The organism is Schinkia azotoformans LMG 9581 (assembly GCF_000307855.1).
Classification (GTDB): domain Bacteria; phylum Bacillota; class Bacilli; order Bacillales; family Bacillaceae_J; genus Schinkia; species Schinkia azotoformans.
Map to the genome: position 1 here is coordinate 1 of NZ_AJLR01000162.1, position 19,403 is coordinate 19,403.

Sequence of the window (19,403 nt, forward strand, 5' to 3'; positions counted from 1 at the left end):
ATTGGTGCGAAAGTTGAGTTAATTATATATAAAGATTTTCAAAATACTCTAGATACGATTATTCTGCTTCTCATAATCTTCTATTGTTATGATTTCCAAATTGCTTTTAGGTGTCATGCAGCAGGCTAGGGCAAAGCGATTGTTGAGTTCTTCGTCAGGAAGGTACTCATGTGAGCGTACTAATTCGTGCTCATATTCTCCATCCAATACTTTTACTTTGCACATTCCGCAGCCTCCCCGTTGACATCCTGTTGGAAAAGGAATAAAGTTGTCTCTGGCTGCTTTTAGAGGTGTTTGGTTCGGACTGCAATTATATTCAAATTCTTGGCTTCTTGCCTTTAATGATACTTTATACATGATTCCTCCTCCAAATACTATTAAGTTAATGCCTTCATGAAAGATTCAGAAAGTTCTCGTCTATGATAGAAAATACCTTGCCCAATTTTATCTTCCGTCCATGTAATGGTCGGCATATCCGGATAGGACATATAACCTCCAGCAAACGCTTCATTACGGTTCCCTGACGGATCAAAGAAGTAAATCGTTTGTCCTCGTGTTATTCCATGGCGGGTTGGTGTTACATCAAATGGTACTTCATACATTGATAAAAGATCTGCCGCTTTAAATACATCATGAAGAGAATCAACTGCGAAGGCAGCATGATGTAACTTTGCATCAGGTCCTTTAACAAACGCTAAATCATGCGCTTTATTGGTAGTAAACAAGAAACTGCCTAATAACTCCTCCCCATCTACTGTCGTAATTTTTTCACTTTGTCTAAAATTAAGAGCCTCTATAAAAAATCTCGTAACAGTTTTAAGATCGTCACCCGTAAGTAAACAATGATCAATACGATGTGGTGCAATTCCTTTTGAATCTAAGACCCAAGGATGAGGGTTTAGTGATCCAACGGACGTTCCTAGAAAACCGATTTCATGATAAAGTTCACAATGATGACCAGTTGGTAAAATAAAATGAACGGCTTCCCCTTCTGCTAATCTTGTATGACTGGAAATACGAGTAGTCGTACAGCCAAATTGTTCTATTTTTCTTTCATAATAGGCAAGATCATCAAGAGTCTCTACTTTAAACGCCATATGGGCTAAACCTGCCTTGTTAGATTTAGTTAAAATCAAACTATGATGGTCATATTCATCCCATGCTTTAAAGTAAACACTGTTTTCCATACGTCCAGTTTCTTCTAGTCCAATAACCTTTGTATAGTATTCTACTGATTTTTCCAGGTCTAATACATTTAATTCCACACGACCTAAACGCATAACTCTTGCCATTTTTATCCCCCTAATATAAATCTTAAATACTGGCTTTTACTATAAAAATACAGATCGCCTTATTTCACTTTTTCTACTAATTGTAGTAACTCCTGGTTAGGTCCATGAAAAAAAATCATGCGACCGCCTTCCAATGTAGACTTCACTTCATCAGAAGAAAAGACAATCCCTTTTTCTCTTAAAAAGTAAATAGTTTCATCAATGTTTTCAACTGTAAAAGCAAGATGGTTCACAATTCCTGTTTCACTGTACTCGGTAGCTTCCGTTTTTTCTTGGATAAGCTCAATCTCCATATCTGGCTGTGATTCTAGATATAAAAATGCCATTACCCGATCGGGTTTACTGCCATGCAGACGAACTTTAAAGCCAAGGATGTCCGAATAAAACCGAATCGATTGGTCCATATCGCGAACCATAATGGCTACATGCTCCATTTTCTGTATCATATTGTTCGCCCCTCCACGTGCTTCCTTAATGCTTTGACCCATGGCATTGATTTTTCGTAGCAGTCACCGATTTGAAGGACTCTTTGATCAGTGAAGGGTTTTCCAATGAGCTGCAATCCGACTGGAAGATTTTCTAAAGTAAAACCACAGGCAACCGATAATGAAGGAAAGCCTAGGATATTTGCCAATGGTGTTTTGCCCAGTGTAAACATATTACTGATGGCCATTTCTGGAACCATCGTACCAATTTCAAAAGGCAGTTGGACATTTGTTGGGCCTACTAAAGCGTCAATCCCATTCATTTGTTTGATTGTTTCCCTGACAAATTGGTCTCTTCTACGTTGAGACCGAATGTAGTCGGTTGCGGACATATCGCTGCCAAATTCAAAGCGATACTTCAAGTCATCTCCATAGAGATGTCCAAATTTTTTCAATAACGGTTCGTGAACGGATAGAACCTCAGATTGAGCGATTGCTTTTAAAGCGTTGAGTGCTTCGTTAATCCCTGGTAAATCAATAGGAACAATTTCTGCTCCAAGCACTTCAAGTTGACGGAAAGCTTCGTCAATAACCCGTCTCACATCAGCATCAATTCCCGCGAACATATAAGGCTCATAGAAGCCCAGCTTTATTCCCTTTAAGTCAGGTAACGAATCATATAAGACTGGAACATTTCTTTTTACAGATGCCTGATCCTTTTGATCATATCCTTTCATCACCTCCAGCATGATGGCTGCATCCCGTACCGTTCTTGTCATCGGACCTACATGATCCAATGACCAGCTAAACGGAAGACAACCCCGTCTACTGACAACTCCATAGGTTGGCTTGAACCCGACTGTACCGCACATTGCAGCTGGCAATCTTATGGATCCTGCCGTATCTGTACCGACTGCACCAAAGGCCATTCCAGTTGCAGTAGCTACTGCAGAGCCGCCACTTGATCCTCCTGGTATTCTTTTTTCATTCCATGGGTTTTTGGTACTGCCATAATGGGGATTTTCCGTCGTTGCCCCCATGGCAAACTCATGCAGGTTGGCCTTACCGATAATAATCGCTCCGGCTTCTCTTAGTTTTTGAACAGCTACCGCATCTTCATCTGGGACCCAGCCCTCAAAAATTTTCGATCCACCAGTCGTTTTGACACCTGCTGTTTGTAAAATGTCCTTGACTGCAATCGGAATTCCGTGTAACGGTCCCCTTACCTGATTATGCATCAGCTCTGCTTCCAATTGCCTCGCATGGGCCAGTGCCACTTCTTCCATTACAGTAATAAAAGCATTGACGGTTGGTTCATGCTCACGAATCTGGGTTAAGGTCATCTGCGTTAGTTCAATTGGAGAAATTTGTTTATTTTTTATTGCATTCCCCGCATTTTCAATTGTTTCAAAAAGAAGTTCATTCATGACTTGTTTCCTCATAACATTCTAGATTAAAAGTAAAAGCTGGCTCTAGTGTTGCTAATTTTATTTCATCATCGCCTAAAATGGTGGATAAATATTCTTCTAATGTCATGTATTCCCCTGCTTTCTCTATAAATCTATAAAAGGCAATAGGCAGCCACATTTTATCTTCTCTAGTACCAATTTATGTTGTGGTAATACTAGATATGACGGTGTGGTGCCTGATACCTTTCTTTTATCTCGTTAAGAATTCACTTCTTGCCCATCCTTTTTAAACTGGGGCTTCATCGGAAAGGCTTCCTGCCAGGACTTTTTGTTGCTGTCATAAATTCCAGCGCTGTACAGTGTTTTAAGCGAGTTGGAATCTAGTTTGAAGTTTTCTTCTTTTCCTTCCTGTATCGCCTTTACCTGCTGAAGTAATAAGCGACGCATATGAATAATTGGCAAATCACTTGTGCCTAAATGTTCCTTGGAGCGATCTACAATCGGTCCCATCGTTTCTGTTGCCGCATGATCCTGAATAGCAATTCCACGAATTCCCGTGAAGTTTCCTTTTTCTGTTTTTTGCAACTCACGGTCTTGACCATAATCACTTTCAAAATTGATTTGTTTTCTAAAATGCTCATCCACCTTTATACCGCGACGTTCATGATTGGCCTGTACATCAATTGGACGGTTGTGAGAAAATTGGACATCCCAAGTCCATGTACTGTAGTCATCCCTTGGAATGAAAGCATGCCACATCCCATCATCACCATCAAGGCGAGGCGGGAATGTGTAAAACGGAAAGATGTAGTGAATTTCAAAGAAGGCATGTTCTGTCTCACTACCGATGCCAACTCCAATACAGCGCTTTCCATAATTGGTATCCTCTACATCCTGTTTAACCGGTGGGTTTCTAACAAGAGGATGATCCGGGGAAATTCCTAAATCTGAACTTAAAATTCCTTCCCCTACTTCCTGTTTTCCATTTGCTTTGTGAAGAAACGCAGCATGTACATAATCTAGGTCATTTTCCATTACCTGAGCATAGTTACACTCCTGCCAAACCCGCTCTGACATCACGTAGTCATCAGGCAATCCCATCCAATAAAACTCAGGAAATTCCGGCATTTTCTCCTCTGGTCCCATGTATGTCCAGATCATTCCCTTAACCTCTTTCACCGGATAACTTTTGATCTTAATTTTCTGTCTGAACTTCGGATCCCCTTCTTCTGACGGAATTTCCGTACAGTCACCATTTGTATTGAACTTCCAGCCATGATACATACAGCGTAGGCCACAACCTTCATTAATACCATAATACATAGATGTTCCACGGTGTGGACAAGCTTCCTCCATCAAGCCGACTTTCCCTTCCGTATCACGGAAAGCGATTAGATCTTCACTTAGCAACTTGATTTTCTGTGGTTTTCCATCACTTTTTAATTCATCTGATTTTAGTGCCGGTATCCAATATAAGCGAAACAAGTCCCCCATTGGAGTTCCTGGGCCTGTACGTGTTAATAAATGATTATCTTCTTTTGATAGCATTTAAATTCCTCCTCGGAAATTAATTTATTTATTCTGAATATTAATATTTATGTATATATTCTATTAAATTGTTCTATCACATACTATCTATGATTAGGTTGGAAAATTTGATTTATTTACAACCTAACCATACAGTAAATGAAATAAAGTCTGATTTTCCCCAAAAAATCATGAATATCATTGGTTACAATAGATTAAAGACCATATACGTTTGTAGGGCGATTTGAATTTCAAATGTTGACGTTGCCTTCGATAAATCAACATTCATTAATTCTTCGATACGCTGGATCCGGTATCTCATTCCACTAATAGAAACATTCATTTCTCTTGCTGTTTTATGAAGATTGCATTGATTTTCAATATAATAGAAAAGAGTTCTGAGGAGTTCTGTAGAGCTCTTTTCGTCATATGCTTTTAGATCTGAAAGAAACTCATGAGCGTAATCCAATAACTCCTCTGGTTTCCGTGCATCCAGCAATATCATGATATGTCCTAACTCTTCCGCATGTACGACACCGCTACTAGATTCATTAATTAATCGATTTTTCGCCTTCGCTATTTCAATGGCTTTATTAGCTTCTTTATATCGTTTACTATACTGTCCTACATCTGTACATAGTTTACTTACCCCTATATAGATTGGACCCGAACCATGACTAGATTGAACCAGGTCATAACAATGCTGAGCAAATTGCTTTATACTCGTTTTTTTCTTCTGAAGGTATTCTTTTGGAATAAGGATTGTTGCTTTATTAAACTTTTCAAGTCTAACAAATGTAGTATGATAATGTGTTTCTTCTCTTGTAAAAAAGTTCATTAATTGTTTTGGCGCACTTTTGAGGTCTTTAGCGTTGCTCTCAAAGCTTGAGAATGGATTCTGATTGGAGAATTCAACTGTTAATACATATTGTTGTTGATTAATATTGTATCCAAAATAGCAGAATCGCTTGATGATGCTGGCCGGATCTGTTTTACCTTTAAAGAGTTCCTCTAGTAAATCGCCCTTCATTTTCACTTCGGTTTGAATCGCAGTCCGTTCATTTAACATTTTAACAGCACAAACACTTGCAGCCCTTTCTAGGAAGTCTGTCTCAGCCTCCCCGAATAGGGCTCCTTCCCGATAGATAGAAATATAGCCGTACACATCATTTTGAATAATAATAGGAGAGATAAGTAAATTTTGATTAGGCTTTATTTCTAATGGCTCGGTTTGAGTCAAGACATGTTTCGAAAATTGTTTTTCAATAAAATCTTTGATTTCCCCCCGATTATACTGCTGTACATCCGGCCTGCTTTCATCCACGTAATGGGCTATGTAATCGAAATATTGGTTTTGGATCAAAACCGGAAGATTCAAGTCATTTGCTAGAATTTTCGCGAAATCGTCCATCCCTTTACCTTGAAGTAGGGCAGATGTCAGATTCTTAGTTACAGACGCACCAACATGTAGAATTTCACTTTGTCTCTCGACACGGCGGTATACAATATCCAGTTCATCCGCAATGTCTTGTTCCTCATAGTTAATTAATTCATCATCAATTTCGGCTCCCCATTCTTCAAGGGTTTTTGCGACATAACAACATTGTTTATCACCTTTTCCTACACATTGTGTTTCCTTAAAAATGATCTTTTTTCCAAGACATTCACTTGTATAACCCCCTCCATAGCCGATAAGAAAATAACAGATAGGTTCGTGATATAAGGAATAATGATGTAAATGCTGTTTGGCTTCATACGAATCAATCCAGTACCCAGAAACATCAAAAATTCCTTTCTCCATATCAACCTTAAAATGCTCTGGATAAGAAAAGACACGTCCGCCAATTTGGTGCATTTGCGAACCTGCCAAAAGCCAATCCAAGTCACTTTCCCAATCCACCATATCCTTTAGCATCCTTGCTTCATTTTTTCCACAATTCCACCCGTAGCGGATGAGGAACCTTTTTGCGCGCTGAATACCCAGTGTATCGATGAGATCCTTCCGTAGGACTCCCCATGCATCCGTGCTTGAAATAACCATCCTCTTTTTTTGAAAATAATGATCTCCTCCATTATTGAAAAAGGAAAAAATATTCGTTAATGCATTTTTTACAGTAGATGTCAAATTACTTTACCTCCTTTAGGTTTTGATTGACACCATATTAATTCAATATAGTAATTAAAAATGTTTAAAAAGTAGCCAAGAAGACACGTTATTGCAATTAAATTATACTTTATGATCAGAATAACTGCTACAATTTTTATAATATTTGTAAAATTACAATTAATTTAAAACCCTTGTTTTATTTCGGAGTCTAGTTTATAGGGAGTTTTTATCAGGGGGTATCCAGAAAAGATAATTGACTTACACGTTGTTCCATAGGATAAAACCTATGGAACAATGTGTTTTAACGGCAATTTCAGTTCGTTCAGTGACGATTAATAGGCTCAGATGTAGCCACGAAACGGTGGTAAGCCAAGGAAAACTGAGCCCGCTCCATCGTACATACTTTCGTTTATGAAAGCGTGCTGAGTTACGACCATCGCATCCCGGAGGTTGCGCTCCAGTGGGTGCCCGTCGTAGATTGCTAAGGTACCAGCGAGCATGTAAGCTGACTGCACAACGCTTGCACCTTCACGAGCAACATGTGCGGCTGCTAGGCGCAACATACTTGTTTGCTCAGCGGAGACAATGTCCCCCTTTTGGATTGATTCCCAAGCGGAATCGGTGGCCTCGTAGAAGAAAGCGCGCGCCGACCTGAGTTTTGCTTCTGCCTTTGCCAAACCGATTCGCATGTAAGCACGATCAGCCATCTTAGGTGCACCAGTGATAGTAGAACCCCCTGCCATCTGAGTAATTTCATCAAGCGAAGCACGAGCTATGCCAAGATTGACTACCGCTAGTACTTGTGCTGCATAAGCGATAGATGGGTACCGATAAATCGGCTCCTCAATGGAAGGCTTCCCACCGCGGACGAAAGTCCATTCGTCGGCAACAAAGGTGTCTTTCACAAGTAAATCATGGCTACCTGTTCCCTGCATCCCGATGACTTCCCAGTTCTCAACGATTTCCAAATCATCAGGCATAAGTACAGCTGTGAGCGGCTTACCTCCATCCCCGAAACCAATACCGACACCAAGTATGTCAGCACCCATGCAACCACTAGCAAATTTCCAACGACCGTTCACTTTCCACCCGCCTTCAACCTTTTCTGCAGGTTGGACTGGAAATAGTCCTCCCGCAAAGGCTACGTCTGGTCCATTTGCATAAACGCGTGCAAGTGTTTCACGTGGAAGGGCTGCTAGATAGTTCGAAGCAGAGCCAAAGCTTGCCACCCATCCGGTCGAGCCGTCAGCCTCGGAGATTGCCTCAATTAGCTTAAGGAATTCCGAAGGTGAGGAGCCATCCCCACCGAAGCAGCGTGGTGTATGAGCGCGATAGACGCCTAATTGTTTTAACTTCGTAATCATGTCCCTAGGCACATGGCGCTTTGCTTCAAATTCGTCCCGGCGAGCACGGATTTCAGTCAACACATTGTTGAGCATGGTCTTACTTTGCATCTTAATAGTCATGTATCTTTCCTCCCTATATTTTCATCTCTACGAATATATTAAATTATTCTAAAAATTCCAACTATAACTCATTAGGTTTAAACATGATGGAAAATTCAGTATGGTTCGTACGATTATCTCAAAACAAAAAAATAGTCTAGTCCCGCCGAACGAAATCTAGTAATCGAGTAGATGTTTACTCCATAGATTTTTGGCGGATCCCAGACACTTTGATAGATTATCCTTTTCTACTAAAACTTTAGATTAAAAATGTAACGATTTGTGGGAATAAGATGAGTATTGCAATTAAAATACTATAAGTGACGATAAAGTAACCAGTTCCTTTAAAGACCGTTGTCATGGGTATTTCCCTTGATATCCCTTGAACAATAAAGGCATTGACTCCAACTGGAGGTGTAATCGCACCAAGGCTCGTCACAATACATAGAATAATAGAAAACCAGACTGGATCATATCCGAGCATGATGACAGCAGGGAAGAAGATCGGAATAGACAGGATTAAGAAGCCTAATGCATCCATAATCGCACCGCCAATAACATAAACAAATAAGATAGCAATAAGAATAATGACAGATGGCACCGCCAAATTGCTAACGAACTCCGCGACTGCAAACGGAAGTCTTGTTGCCGTAATAAAACGCCCAAAAACAACCGCACCAACTACTAAAAATAACACCATAGCGGTTGAACGAATGGTACTATCTAAAGCATCTACAAGGCGTTTCCATGTGAACTTCCTCATAGCAATGGTTATGATCAGAGCACCAAATGCCCCGAATGCCCCTGATTCAGTTGGTGTAAATAACCCATAAAACAATCCACCGATAACAAAAGCAAATAATACAAATACGGGAATAACTCCTGTTAGGGACTTTAATTTTTCACTTAAAGGGAATTTGGGCCCTGCTGGCCCCAAATTAGGGTTTTTCTGACAAAGAAAAATAATAGTTAATATCATTAAGATTGTAAGCAAAATTCCTGGCAAAAGAACAGCTGCAAATAGATCTTTCACAGATTGCTGTGTTTGAATAGCTATAACAATTAACACTGTACTTGGCGGGATTAAGATCCCTAGTGTTCCGCCTGTTGCTACAGCGCCAGCACTGATTGCCTGATCATACTTATATTTTTTTAATTCCGGCAGGGCGATGGTTCCCATTGTTGCTGCAGTCGCCGTATTGGAGCCGCAAATGGAGGAGAATCCCGCACTTGCTAAAATAGTCGTACTTGCCATACCGCCTTTAAACTGCCCAAGCCATTTATAAGCAGCATCAAATAAATTTTGTGTGATACCAGAACGAAAAATGATTTCCCCCATAAATACATATAATGGAATGATTGCCAAAGTGTAACTCGCAAATTGGCCCCAGATATCAGCGCTTAGAACATTGAAAGCCGCTGCTTTCCCCATAAACAGGAATAATCCGACAAATCCGGTTATAAACATTGCGAAACTGACGGGCATACGTAGAAAAATAGCGACTAATAAAGCAATGATACCAATTAATCCGATACTAGTTGGATCCATTGGATTCTCCCCCTTTGATTTCAGAAATAAGGTCTTTCAGAAGAACTAGCACGAATACAAAAAATCCAAGAGCAGATAGAATGACGAACGGATAATAGATAACCCCTAGGGTTTGTGAAACGTTACGATTGGCTGATAATGAAAAGGCATATTGGAATAGCTGCCAGCCCACAATACCAAAGAATCCAAGAGAAAGAAAAGCAACAATGATTCTTAGCACCTTTTGCAAACCTTTTGGGAATTTCGACACAAGTAAATCAATGTCTACGTGACCACGATGAATTTGCGTAAACCCTAGTGCAAAAGAAACCGAAATGGCAGCCAGCCAACCGACGATTTCAGTTGTTCCTAATATTGGAGTTGAAAAAATCCGTTTAATCCCATTGATTACAATAAGTAGCATCATCACTATAACAGCGCTTCCAGAAATCCAAGCAAAAAACTTACTAACCTTGATGGTAAATTTTTCAAACATGTTTATTCCCGCTGCATTTTTTTCTATATTTAGACTTATTGACTCTTTACCTGTTGTTAACTCTGTCACTTCATTCATCGTATATCCCACCTCGAAATATCCATTTATGATACTGTTCATAGCGTATAAAATGATTACCCCCCAATGAAAACGTCATAGGGAGTAATCATTTTTTTTGTTTCTATTGTTCTTGACTATATTTTTCAACAAGTTCCTTCAAGCGATTTTGGTATTCTTGTCCAGGCAATCCAGCCTCTTCAGCTTTTTTCACTGCATTTAGTTGTAATTTATTACCAATTTCAGTCCAATTTTCATTGTCTTTTAGTGGAACTGTTTTGATACTATGTTCATCTTCACTCCATTTTAATACTTCGCCTACATAGTTATCTAAATAATCGCCAGTAAAATCAGTCATTTCCGTGTTCAATTCATCAATAACTGTCTTCACATCCTCTGGAAGTGAATCCCATTTACTTTTATTCATAACCGCGACGAATGTATTTACTGTTAGTGGATAGTCTGTTATATATTTCACCATTTCAGCATATTTCATATCTTTTAACACTTCGCGAGAAGATACATAGCCATTAACAATTCCTGTTTGCAAGGCTTCTGCTACTTCACTTTGAGACATACCTACCGGTGCAGCGCCTAGTTCTTTAAATAAATCCGTTGTGGCACCTGAGATGCGTAATTGTTTTCCTTTTAAATCTTCTAAGCTTTCAATCGGTTGTTGTGATTGGATATAAGCTGGCTCAGAGGCAAATGTTGTAATAATTTTAAAATCTTTAAAGGCCTCTGGCGTATATTCATTTACTAAATCAGCAATGACTTTACTTGCTACTTTTGCATTTGGATATCCTGACGGCATATCAGAAACCGCCAATAATGGAAATCTGCCTGGTTCATATGTAGTAGATGATAAACCAATATCGGCAAGTCCATTTGCTACCCCATCGTACATATTTTCAGCTGTTAATAATGTACCTCCTGGGAATGTATTCACTTTTACTTTATTATTCGTTCTTTTTTCAAGCTCTTCTGCCCACTTTTCCATCTGAACAGCAGGAAAAGTCCCGGCAGGAGCAAAGAAAGCATAGTTTAGTTCAATTACATCAGCTGATTTTTCTCCGCTCGATTCGTTTCCACTTGATTGGTTCCCAGATGAAGTGCTGCTGCAGGCTGCCATAAACAACATCATTAAAGCAATTAAACTGAATAATATCCCTTTTCTCATATACGACTCTCCTTTAATTTTTTTCAAGTAAGAAAAACGGTCTGCCTATGACTGCTTCCAAGCGGAAATACTTATCTAATCCCGTTTCACGAAATGAATGTGTCATATCCGCAACGGTTTGTAAATCAGGAATATTATAAAGGAAACAAGCATGCCATCCTGTATTTCCCGCTGGACCGGCTGTTAAAATATCACGGTCAAATGTTCCTAGTAACTCAGAACCATTTTCTTTCCATGAAGCGATTACCTCGTTTAATGTGGGTAAAATCTCATTTGTTTTCTCCTCACCGGTCGTATTAAACCACCCCGTTGATTCGAAATAAATCATCACCCTTAGTGGTGATGGGACTTGTGGTGCTCCGTGTTTAATTCCTGCCATGTCTTTTTCCTCCTTTTTGTTTTTATCTCATTAATAATCCGCCATTAATATCAAATGTTGATCCAGTGATATACCCTGCTGACTCAGAAGCTAAGTATAGGACAAGCTCGGCTACTTCCAGATCTTCCCCCACTCGACCAATAGGAATCCCTTCAACCATTTTTGCTAGTTTTCCAGGCTCAATTCGATCCATCTCCGGTGTACGGATCGCCGCAGGTGCAACGGCGTTCACAGTAATTCCATCCTTCGATAAACTACGGGCAAACACCTTTGTCAAGGCAAGCTGCCCTGCCTTTGATGCACAGTAATGGGCACCGGATGTAAGGGGACCAACTTGTCCTCCAAAGGAAGACATATTAATAATGCGACCCCATTTTTGCTTTTTCATCACATCAATTACGGATTGTGAAAAGAAAAATGTGCTCTTTAAATTCACATCAATAATGCGGTCCCATTCATGTTCTTCGATATCCTCTATTGATGTTTCTTCACGTATTCCGGCATTGTTGACTAAAATATCAATCCGCTTCCATTGTGTAATAATAGTGTTAATGGATTCACGTATTTGACAGATATTCGAAACATCCATCTGCAAAAACATAGCCCGCTCTTTATAATTAGATTGGAAAGACTGTTCTAGTTCTTGCAATAATTCTTGATTGACATCTATAAAAACGACTTTTTTCCCTTTTTCTAATAGGCTTTTTGCAATCGCTAAACCTAAGCCTTGAGCAGCTCCAGTCACAACTGCTACTCTTTCATAGCCTTCCAAATGATCCATAAATCTGCCCCGCCTTTCACTACTATTTATGACAAGATATACTGAAGAATTCTGAGCGCATTTCCGCCAACAATCTTTTCAATCTCTTGAATCTTATAGTTTTTCTTGATCATCCATTTAATCATATTACTCATCGCCTCTGTCGGGTTCTCCAGGCCTTCAACAAAGGAAGGAGTTTCGTAGTCTTGATTTCCATGCGACTCATGAAGCGATAACATATCATCAAATGCATGCTGTAAGGCTACATGATCCCCGAAGAAGGTATCCGGCCCTAATCCTACATGGTCAATGCCAACCAAATCTATGAGATATTCAAGATGCTCCATGACAGATTCTATGGTATGATCATTTGGATTTTTAGATGATAGAGTTGTATTCGGTGCAGCACAAACTCCGATTATACCGCCTCTTTCCGCACATGCGAGCAGGACTTCATCAGGCTTCATCCTTGGAGAATCCCACACCTTTCTTGCACCGGCATGTGTAATCATAACTGGTGTTTTACTTGCCTCAATGATGTCTAGGCTTGTTTGATCCCCACAATGTGAAATATCGATGACCATTCCCAGTACATTCATTCGTTCGACTACTTTTCTACCAAACTTAGTTAATCCACCGTCGAACTTTTCTGTTAACCCAGATCCTAACGTATTGGCAGCATTATAGGTAATCCCCATACAGCGAACTCCTAAACCATAAAGAACATCCACCCGATCAACTTCATTTTCTAGAATACTAGCAGCTTCTAATGAGGGTAAAATTGCTACCCGATTCGTTATCTTCGCTTCCTGTATATCCTTGAATGTTTTTGCTAGATAGACAGTGTCTTGCTTGGCAATGTCACAAAAACGTATACCTAAAGTCATGATTACATCGTTCCACTTTAACCCATTTAGCGACGAAATAATGGAAATTCCATCCATAAAATTTTCGAAAATGACATCAATGCCGGAACGAGCTAAGCCCTCATAATCAAACTCTGTATGAAGCTGACGGCAATAAGGGATAATATCATCCGGATTTTTTGGTACAATAAATCCATGGTCCCTTAAAGAAACAATCGGGTAATATTTTTGAATTGTATCAAAAATTCGTTCCTCTGTTTCAGAAAGCTTGATTTCATAGGTATTCCTATACCTGTCCGATTGAGGGAGAGGATACGATCTATAGTGTTTGCCTGGTGTTAGATATTGAAAGGAGCGATAGCCATCATATTGTTTTACTGTCATAATCATCCCCACACTTTGTGAAAAATAATTTCCTACCAACTCAATGAAATCGTTTCCATGAAACGAAGTTCGAAATGGTATCCCCTATCGAAAATGTAACCAATGAATCTTAAAATTTCTCTTGGCCGTGAAGCCCTCCTTTTCACTAGATAAGTATTCCTATCATGACGACAGCCGTTCACACGAAATAGGATCCTCTTCGAATACTGCCGATATTTCATATGGTATAATATTCTGAATATTCTTACCACTGCACATTCTGTCTAATTTTTCTGGTTGAATTAATACCATTAGTATATTGTTTAGGATGAGGGAATGGCAAAAAGGGTTAGATAATAAAAGACATTATCTAACCCTTACATTGGCATCCTATGTTGAATCATTAATTTATAAAAGTATCGCCAAATAAATACTTAACTGTAAAAATTAGTGAGTTCTCTTATTTTTTTCTATTTCCTCTGCCTAGGTCCAATTTCTATCGAATAATAAGTTATTTAAACCTTATTTGCAAGGCGCTAATAATACTATCCGCAAGACTGCCTAGACCGACTTGATTTGACTATTTACTTCCGCAATCACGTATTTTGGATTGCATACCTACAATTACAAATAACACCTTATTCGATGTTTTATCTTCTTTTTTAAGTTCTCAATATGTAGAAATCAATATGGCTATAGCAGACACCAAACCTATTAGTAAGATAAAAGCTCCAACCAATACCAACATGGATATTATGCCTTCTTTCCTTAGATCACTTAGTTTTCTATCTTATATATATCACCCCTACATTTAAGTTTTATCAATAAGAAAAAACTATGGGTAAAACGCCGAAAACAAATTCAAAAATTCCTAGAATAAATTCCCCTGATATTTTAATAATATTTTTCTTACATTTCCCTTCAAAAGAGTGTTCTCATTCATATAAAAACTGTCTTTAGGAAAATTACAAAACCATACTTCAGAATAGCCTGATTTTATCTGGATAATATAAATCTAAGGAGGGCTGCTGATGGAACATAGAGCAGGATTTTGGATTCGGTTTATTGCATTAATTATCGACACTATTATTTTGAGTATTGTTCAATTCGTTTTGTCATTTTTAATTAGTGGTTACTCTCTCACAGAAATGAATGTTTTATCATCCATCATAAATCTTATTTTAACCTTTTTGTATTTTGTTTGGCTTCAGGTTAAATTTAATGGACAAACAATTGGTAAAAAAATAACCGGCATTCGTGTTGCTAATCTAGAGGGTGAACGGGTTACAATTGGTCAAATGACATTAAGAGAAATAATCGGAAAACTAGTTTCTGGCCTTATCCTGCTCATAGGTTTTTTAATGGCAGCAGGAAGGTCAAAAAGAGCTTTACACGACTATATAGCTAAAACAATTGTTATAAGGGCTGAATAGATTCAAGATAATAACCTTTCTCAACTTTGGGAAAGGTTATTTTTGAAAGGAGATGTATGTGTCTATGGAAAAGCCGCTACTTGTCCATAAAAATGAAAATTTAATGTATGGACTTTGTATAATAACAAGTATCGCACTTACTATTTATTTACTACTTTCGATTATTGGGGCCATTATTTTTATTGTTTTAGGTATTATTTCTTTATTTTCACACGCAATTTCAATGGCCCATATACAAGTTAATGGTGTTCGGTTGAAAGAAAATCAATTTCCTGATTTGTATAGAAGAGTGTTAGAACTTTGTGAAAAAATGGAATTAAAGAAGGTTCCAGAAGTTTACGTAGTTGAGTCCGGAGGTATGCTTAATGCTTTTGCAACAAAGGTATTTGGATTTTTTGGCAAAAACATGGTTGTCTTATATTCTGATTTTGTTGATATTTCATATGATTCAAGTGGGAATGAGATTGATTATGTTATTGCTCATGAATTAGCCCACATTAAAAGGAATCATATTATTAAAGCTCTTCTTATTTTTCCCGCAATGTGGATCCCATTTATCGGAGTGGGTTTTTCAAGAATGGCTGAATACACTTGTGATCGAATGGCAGCCTATTACACGGAAAAGCCCCATGATGCCATTAACGGGTTATTAATATTAGCAGCTGGAAAACGTTTATATAATAAAGTAAACCTAAGTGAATTCTTGGAACAATACAATGATAAAAAGGGAGTATTTGTAACATTAATGGAGTTGCTAAGTACCCATCCACCTATTCCTAAGCGGATTCATGAGATAGAAAATTTGATGTTCGGAGAGTCAACCGTGCCACTAATAAATAGAGGGAAGCAAACTTTTGCCATTATGTTTATCGTATTCTTTTTATTTCCGGTCCTTGTAGCCGGTGTTACTTTTGCAGGGATTAAAGCTATCGAGAAATTTAATTTAATGGATTGGATGCCATTTGAACCGGATTATACACCATTAATGGAGGCGACACAGGAGGGAGATTGGGAACGGGTAAATGAATTATTATCAGCAGGAGAAAATCCTAATGAGATGAATGAATTTGGTGAAAGTCCTCTTTTAATAGCAATTGTAAACGAGGATGTAGAACTAATCAAGGTATTGTTAAATAGTGGAGCCGATCCAAATCTTCAGGATGATTACGGCTGGACCCCATTTATGTCAGCTGTTATGACTGAAAATATCGAAATTGGTAAGATTTTACTTGAGGCAGGAGCAGACCCATTATTAGAAGATGAAGATAAAATGTCAGCAATTGATCATGCAAAGGAAACTGGAAATAACGAATATATTCGCCTTATGGACACCTATATTAACAAATAAGGTTATATTGAGCAGCGCCCCACAAGACGTTGCTCTTTTCAATTAACTCAGAGAATGCCTTTTTGAACAATTACAACCTATATTTTAACATCTGATTTGAACGGTAAACCACTGTCCCCCACAGCAATTGGGTATTATTTAGGAGGACCATGAAAAAAACTTGATTTACCCAAAATCAGGTTCCATGACATTCTCATGCGACTAATCTATTAAAGCTAGGAGTGAATCCAAAGGTCATACAAGAACGATTAGGACATAAAAGTATCCAAATAACATTAGACATATATTCACATGTTTTGCCTGAAATGCAACAAACTTCGATGAACATTTTTTCTAATGCTATGAGTAATTTGTGACCAATTTTGTGACCAATATGATTAATTAAGAAAATCCCCTACCTTTTAGATAGGAGATTCAATATTAAAAAATATTTTTAAGTGGAATAGATAGGGAACTAACTTAACACTTCCCACCGACTTCACTACCGCCAGCATCCACTAATGTAAAGCCTCCGCCCATCCATGAATCACGGTAATCAAGCGATAGACCGTTAAAATATGGCTTGTCATTGTTATTTACTAAAAATTTGATGCCGTCTTGTTCAAACTGTTCATCTGATGGTAAAGCTGACTCTTCCAGAGCCAGACGTAGCTGTGGTCCCCCTCAGCCAACTCCCATTCCTAAACGTAGAAACAATTCTTCAACTTTTTCTTGATTATAATAAGCCATTTCTTCTTTAATTTTCGTAATGGCTGCTTTTGTTACTGTTACCACTATACATTCACCTCTTTATATCGTTGATTAATACCCTTATACGTATATTATAACTATCACATTTATTTTTTGCAAAAGTTTTGCTTGCAATATGATTAAAATAAAAAAGCTAACTACTAAGTGAAGTATTGAACAACCTTAGACGTTAGCTTGTACATTTCATAGAAAAGTAATGCAATCTAATATGGTATTATGCCATGACTAATTCTTTTTTTACTTCTTCCCAATAATATGTGACTGCTTCTTTACGAATGACTTCAGGGCAGTCCACTTCATCTCCCCAATGGTCGTAGTTATTATCACCATGAAGATGTTGGATTTCTACACTATAATATTTATCTTGGTATTTAAAAATAACTACTACCATTTCGTCATATCCAGCATCGTCATTTCCAAGTTCTTGAACAAATTCAAGACCATAAGTTGGGTGATTTTTTCTTTCCACAACAGATTCTAAAATAACATTTTTAGGGAATTTCATTTTACTCTCTCCTTCATCTTTATAACCTTATTTTAATATGAAGTCCTAAAAAATCAACGGTTATATTTTGTCAATTTATAGACATCCATTTTCCGAACAACCCAACTAGATCGAAATTTGTTATTTTTAAAAAATTAATGTCGAATAAAAATAATATTTTTATCTATTTTTAGTAAAAATCGTCTGTTTTTGTATTATAGTAGAGATAGAACAAAACTAGGAGTTTTTTATAAATGAAGATAAAAGGAAAGATGTATATATCAATTTTGTCGATGACTTTGTTTTTCTTGTCAGTTTTTCTGTTATTACAAATGTATATGACCAAAGCTCATCATGTTTCCGGGGTTATGGCTGCTCCAGAAAAAGCGGCTCATCGTCATTCAACAAAAATTATTACATCAAATACTAAGGCCTTACCACCGACGACAGCAACCCTTGTCGGGATTGGGGATATTTTAATTCATGGAATTGTTTACAAAGATGTAAAAGCTGGTGAAAGCTATAATTTCAAGCCATTGCTTGCCGATGTGAAACCGTACATTAATAGTGCTGACATTTCTTTTGCCAACCAAGAAACGATGATCGGCGGAAAAGAGATTGGTCTTTCCACCTACCCTACCTTTAATAGTCCAACAGAAGTCGGGGATGCGTTAAAGGATGCAGGTATTGATATTGTGTCCATGGCTAATAATCATACATTGGATCGTGGTGAAAAAGCAATAAATAATGCGATCCAGCATTGGAATAAAATTGGAATGCTTTATACAGGTTCCTACCTAAATGAAGAGGACCAACAGACGATTCGAACATTGAAAGCTAATGGCATAACATTTTCTTTTTTAGCTTATACCTATGGAACAAATGGGATTCCGGTACCGGAAGGAAAAAATTTTTTAGTTAATCTAATAGACATTGAAGCTATGAAAAATGATATCACTAAGGCAAAAGCCGTTTCGGATGCTGTCGTTGTTAGTGTCCATTTTGGTAACGAATATCAAAGACTACCGAACGAAAATCAGAAGCATCTTGTAAGAGAGTTGGCAAATGCCGGTGCGAATATTATCTTAGGGCACCACCCCCATGTATTGCAGCCCGCTGAATGGGTTGAACGGGATGATGGTCAAAAAACATTTGTGATCTATTCATTAGGAAACTTTTTATCCGGTCAAAAAGGGATTTATAAGGAAGTTGGCGGAATTCTTAAATTAGATGTAGAGAAAACAATTAACGGCAGCAGTGTTGATATTGAAATTAAAAATCCATCCTTCTTGCCGACGATTGTACGGAAAACGGCAGTGTCAAAATATACAGTTGTTCCGTTAAAAAATGTATATAATAAAGATTCAAGTGTTTATACTGATATTACTCATCATATGACACAGTTGATGCCTGAATTGAAAATAGCAGAATAAAAATGGGGCCAATTTGGACAAGAGAACATTGTCCTTGGCCCTTTCTTATTGTCTAGCTCCAGCGCCTATCGCCTAGCAAACTTCAGGTCTCCTCCCTACGATAAGTCAACTAAGAATTGCT

Annotated in this window: 19 protein-coding genes and 1 pseudogene; 4 read left to right on the top strand and 16 right to left on the bottom strand. The window is 38.1% G+C overall.

Annotation, left to right across the window (positions count from 1 at the left end; all coding sequences use genetic code 11):
* Nucleotides 1-48: 48 nt before the first annotated feature.
* From BAZO_RS20885 to BAZO_RS20945, 14 genes are all read right to left on the bottom strand, one after another.
* Complete coding sequence (locus BAZO_RS20885) at nucleotides 49-357, bottom strand: 2Fe-2S iron-sulfur cluster-binding protein (protein ID WP_004432416.1); 309 nt, start codon at nucleotides 355-357, stop codon at nucleotides 49-51.
* Between the two features lie 20 nt (nucleotides 358-377).
* On the bottom strand, nucleotides 378-1,292 hold the full coding sequence (locus BAZO_RS20890; RefSeq protein WP_004432417.1) for a catechol 2,3-dioxygenase: 915 nt from the start codon (nucleotides 1,290-1,292) through the stop codon (nucleotides 378-380).
* 59 nt (nucleotides 1,293-1,351) lie between these two features.
* Nucleotides 1,352-1,738, bottom strand: a complete 387-nt coding sequence (locus BAZO_RS20895) for a VOC family protein (protein WP_004432418.1) — start codon at nucleotides 1,736-1,738, stop codon at nucleotides 1,352-1,354.
* A complete protein-coding gene (locus BAZO_RS20900; RefSeq protein WP_004432419.1) occupies nucleotides 1,735-3,144 on the bottom strand; it encodes an amidase in 1,410 nt (469 codons plus the stop codon). The genes BAZO_RS20895 and BAZO_RS20900 overlap by 4 nt, the downstream gene beginning before the upstream one ends.
* On the bottom strand, nucleotides 3,137-3,304 hold the full coding sequence (locus BAZO_RS22595) for a hypothetical protein (RefSeq protein WP_162137839.1): 168 nt from the start codon (nucleotides 3,302-3,304) through the stop codon (nucleotides 3,137-3,139). Before BAZO_RS22595 ends, BAZO_RS20900 begins: the two co-directional genes overlap by 8 nt.
* An 80-nt stretch (nucleotides 3,305-3,384) precedes the next feature.
* On the bottom strand, nucleotides 3,385-4,674 hold the full coding sequence (locus BAZO_RS20905; RefSeq protein ID WP_004432420.1) for a Rieske 2Fe-2S domain-containing protein: 1,290 nt from the start codon (nucleotides 4,672-4,674) through the stop codon (nucleotides 3,385-3,387).
* Nucleotides 4,675-4,858: 184 nt separating this feature from the next.
* Nucleotides 4,859-6,778, bottom strand: a complete 1,920-nt coding sequence (locus BAZO_RS20910) for a XylR N-terminal domain-containing protein (RefSeq protein ID WP_004432421.1) — start codon at nucleotides 6,776-6,778, stop codon at nucleotides 4,859-4,861.
* A 323-nt stretch (nucleotides 6,779-7,101) separates the two neighbouring features.
* Complete coding sequence (locus BAZO_RS20915; RefSeq protein ID WP_004432423.1) at nucleotides 7,102-8,226, bottom strand: acyl-CoA dehydrogenase family protein; 1,125 nt, start codon at nucleotides 8,224-8,226, stop codon at nucleotides 7,102-7,104.
* A gap of 238 nt (nucleotides 8,227-8,464) precedes the next feature.
* Nucleotides 8,465-9,754 (bottom strand): TRAP transporter large permease, encoded by a 1,290-nt coding sequence (locus tag BAZO_RS20920; RefSeq protein ID WP_004432424.1) that lies wholly within the window; start codon nucleotides 9,752-9,754, stop codon nucleotides 8,465-8,467.
* Complete coding sequence (locus BAZO_RS20925) at nucleotides 9,741-10,307, bottom strand: TRAP transporter small permease (protein WP_004432425.1); 567 nt, start codon at nucleotides 10,305-10,307, stop codon at nucleotides 9,741-9,743. The genes BAZO_RS20920 and BAZO_RS20925 overlap by 14 nt, the downstream gene beginning before the upstream one ends.
* A 103-nt stretch (nucleotides 10,308-10,410) precedes the next feature.
* A complete protein-coding gene (locus tag BAZO_RS20930) occupies nucleotides 10,411-11,466 on the bottom strand; it encodes a TRAP transporter substrate-binding protein (RefSeq protein WP_004432426.1) in 1,056 nt (351 codons plus the stop codon).
* A 13-nt stretch (nucleotides 11,467-11,479) separates the two neighbouring features.
* Nucleotides 11,480-11,845, bottom strand: coding sequence for a hypothetical protein (locus tag BAZO_RS20935; RefSeq protein WP_004432427.1), 366 nt, complete (start codon nucleotides 11,843-11,845; stop codon nucleotides 11,480-11,482).
* A gap of 22 nt (nucleotides 11,846-11,867) precedes the next feature.
* Nucleotides 11,868-12,626 (bottom strand): SDR family NAD(P)-dependent oxidoreductase, encoded by a 759-nt coding sequence (locus tag BAZO_RS20940; RefSeq protein WP_004432428.1) that lies wholly within the window; start codon nucleotides 12,624-12,626, stop codon nucleotides 11,868-11,870.
* 26 nt (nucleotides 12,627-12,652) lie between these two features.
* Complete coding sequence (locus BAZO_RS20945; RefSeq protein ID WP_004432430.1) at nucleotides 12,653-13,855, bottom strand: dipeptidase; 1,203 nt, start codon at nucleotides 13,853-13,855, stop codon at nucleotides 12,653-12,655.
* 1,010 nt (nucleotides 13,856-14,865) lie between these two features.
* On the opposite strand from BAZO_RS20945, the gene BAZO_RS20950 reads away from it, so the two are divergent.
* From BAZO_RS20950 to BAZO_RS21990, 3 genes and pseudogenes are all read left to right on the top strand, one after another.
* Nucleotides 14,866-15,267 (top strand): RDD family protein, encoded by a 402-nt coding sequence (locus BAZO_RS20950; protein WP_004432432.1) that lies wholly within the window; start codon nucleotides 14,866-14,868, stop codon nucleotides 15,265-15,267.
* Nucleotides 15,268-15,331: 64 nt separating this feature from the next.
* Complete coding sequence (locus tag BAZO_RS20955) at nucleotides 15,332-16,615, top strand: M48 family metallopeptidase (protein ID WP_004432434.1); 1,284 nt, start codon at nucleotides 15,332-15,334, stop codon at nucleotides 16,613-16,615.
* 200 nt (nucleotides 16,616-16,815) lie between these two features.
* Nucleotides 16,816-16,971: pseudogene (locus BAZO_RS21990) on the top strand (tyrosine-type recombinase/integrase); the annotation flags it as partial.
* Between the two features lie 103 nt (nucleotides 16,972-17,074).
* Here the strand turns inward: BAZO_RS21990 and BAZO_RS23490 are convergent.
* Together BAZO_RS23490 and BAZO_RS20960 are read right to left on the bottom strand one after the other, a co-directional pair.
* Nucleotides 17,075-17,260 (bottom strand): iron-sulfur cluster biosynthesis family protein, encoded by a 186-nt coding sequence (locus BAZO_RS23490; RefSeq protein ID WP_157382194.1) that lies wholly within the window; start codon nucleotides 17,258-17,260, stop codon nucleotides 17,075-17,077.
* A 319-nt stretch (nucleotides 17,261-17,579) separates the two neighbouring features.
* The gene (locus BAZO_RS20960) at nucleotides 17,580-17,870 is read right to left on the bottom strand and encodes a hypothetical protein (protein ID WP_004432435.1); all 291 of its coding nucleotides are present in this window, start codon (nucleotides 17,868-17,870) and stop codon (nucleotides 17,580-17,582) included.
* A 233-nt stretch (nucleotides 17,871-18,103) separates the two neighbouring features.
* Between BAZO_RS20960 and BAZO_RS20965 the strand changes: the two genes are divergently transcribed.
* Complete coding sequence (locus BAZO_RS20965; RefSeq protein WP_004432437.1) at nucleotides 18,104-19,282, top strand: CapA family protein; 1,179 nt, start codon at nucleotides 18,104-18,106, stop codon at nucleotides 19,280-19,282.
* Nucleotides 19,283-19,403 lie beyond the last annotated feature (121 nt).

Bases quoted from the DNA above. Each gene is read 5' to 3' on its own strand.
- BAZO_RS20940 (WP_004432428.1), bottom strand. From the start codon at position 12,626: ATGGATCATTTGGAAGGCTATGAAAGAGTAGCAGTTGTGACTGGAGCT.
- BAZO_RS20935 (WP_004432427.1), bottom strand. From the start codon at position 11,845: ATGGCAGGAATTAAACACGGAGCACCACAAGTCCCATCACCACTAAGG.
- BAZO_RS20955 (WP_004432434.1), top strand. From the start codon at position 15,332: ATGGAAAAGCCGCTACTTGTCCATAAAAATGAAAATTTAATGTATGGA.
- BAZO_RS22595 (WP_162137839.1), bottom strand. From the start codon at position 3,304: ATGTGGCTGCCTATTGCCTTTTATAGATTTATAGAGAAAGCAGGGGAA.
- BAZO_RS20960 (WP_004432435.1), bottom strand. From the start codon at position 17,870: ATGAAATTCCCTAAAAATGTTATTTTAGAATCTGTTGTGGAAAGAAAA.
- BAZO_RS20950 (WP_004432432.1), top strand. From the start codon at position 14,866: ATGGAACATAGAGCAGGATTTTGGATTCGGTTTATTGCATTAATTATC.
- BAZO_RS20885 (WP_004432416.1), bottom strand. From the start codon at position 357: ATGTATAAAGTATCATTAAAGGCAAGAAGCCAAGAATTTGAATATAAT.
- BAZO_RS20905 (WP_004432420.1), bottom strand. From the start codon at position 4,674: ATGCTATCAAAAGAAGATAATCATTTATTAACACGTACAGGCCCAGGA.
- BAZO_RS20965 (WP_004432437.1), top strand. From the start codon at position 18,104: ATGAAGATAAAAGGAAAGATGTATATATCAATTTTGTCGATGACTTTG.
- BAZO_RS20930 (WP_004432426.1), bottom strand. From the start codon at position 11,466: ATGAGAAAAGGGATATTATTCAGTTTAATTGCTTTAATGATGTTGTTT.
- BAZO_RS20925 (WP_004432425.1), bottom strand. From the start codon at position 10,307: ATGAATGAAGTGACAGAGTTAACAACAGGTAAAGAGTCAATAAGTCTA.
- BAZO_RS20920 (WP_004432424.1), bottom strand. From the start codon at position 9,754: ATGGATCCAACTAGTATCGGATTAATTGGTATCATTGCTTTATTAGTC.
- BAZO_RS20890 (WP_004432417.1), bottom strand. From the start codon at position 1,292: ATGGCAAGAGTTATGCGTTTAGGTCGTGTGGAATTAAATGTATTAGAC.
- BAZO_RS20900 (WP_004432419.1), bottom strand. From the start codon at position 3,144: ATGAATGAACTTCTTTTTGAAACAATTGAAAATGCGGGGAATGCAATA.
- BAZO_RS20915 (WP_004432423.1), bottom strand. From the start codon at position 8,226: ATGACTATTAAGATGCAAAGTAAGACCATGCTCAACAATGTGTTGACT.
- BAZO_RS20945 (WP_004432430.1), bottom strand. From the start codon at position 13,855: ATGACAGTAAAACAATATGATGGCTATCGCTCCTTTCAATATCTAACA.
- BAZO_RS20895 (WP_004432418.1), bottom strand. From the start codon at position 1,738: ATGATACAGAAAATGGAGCATGTAGCCATTATGGTTCGCGATATGGAC.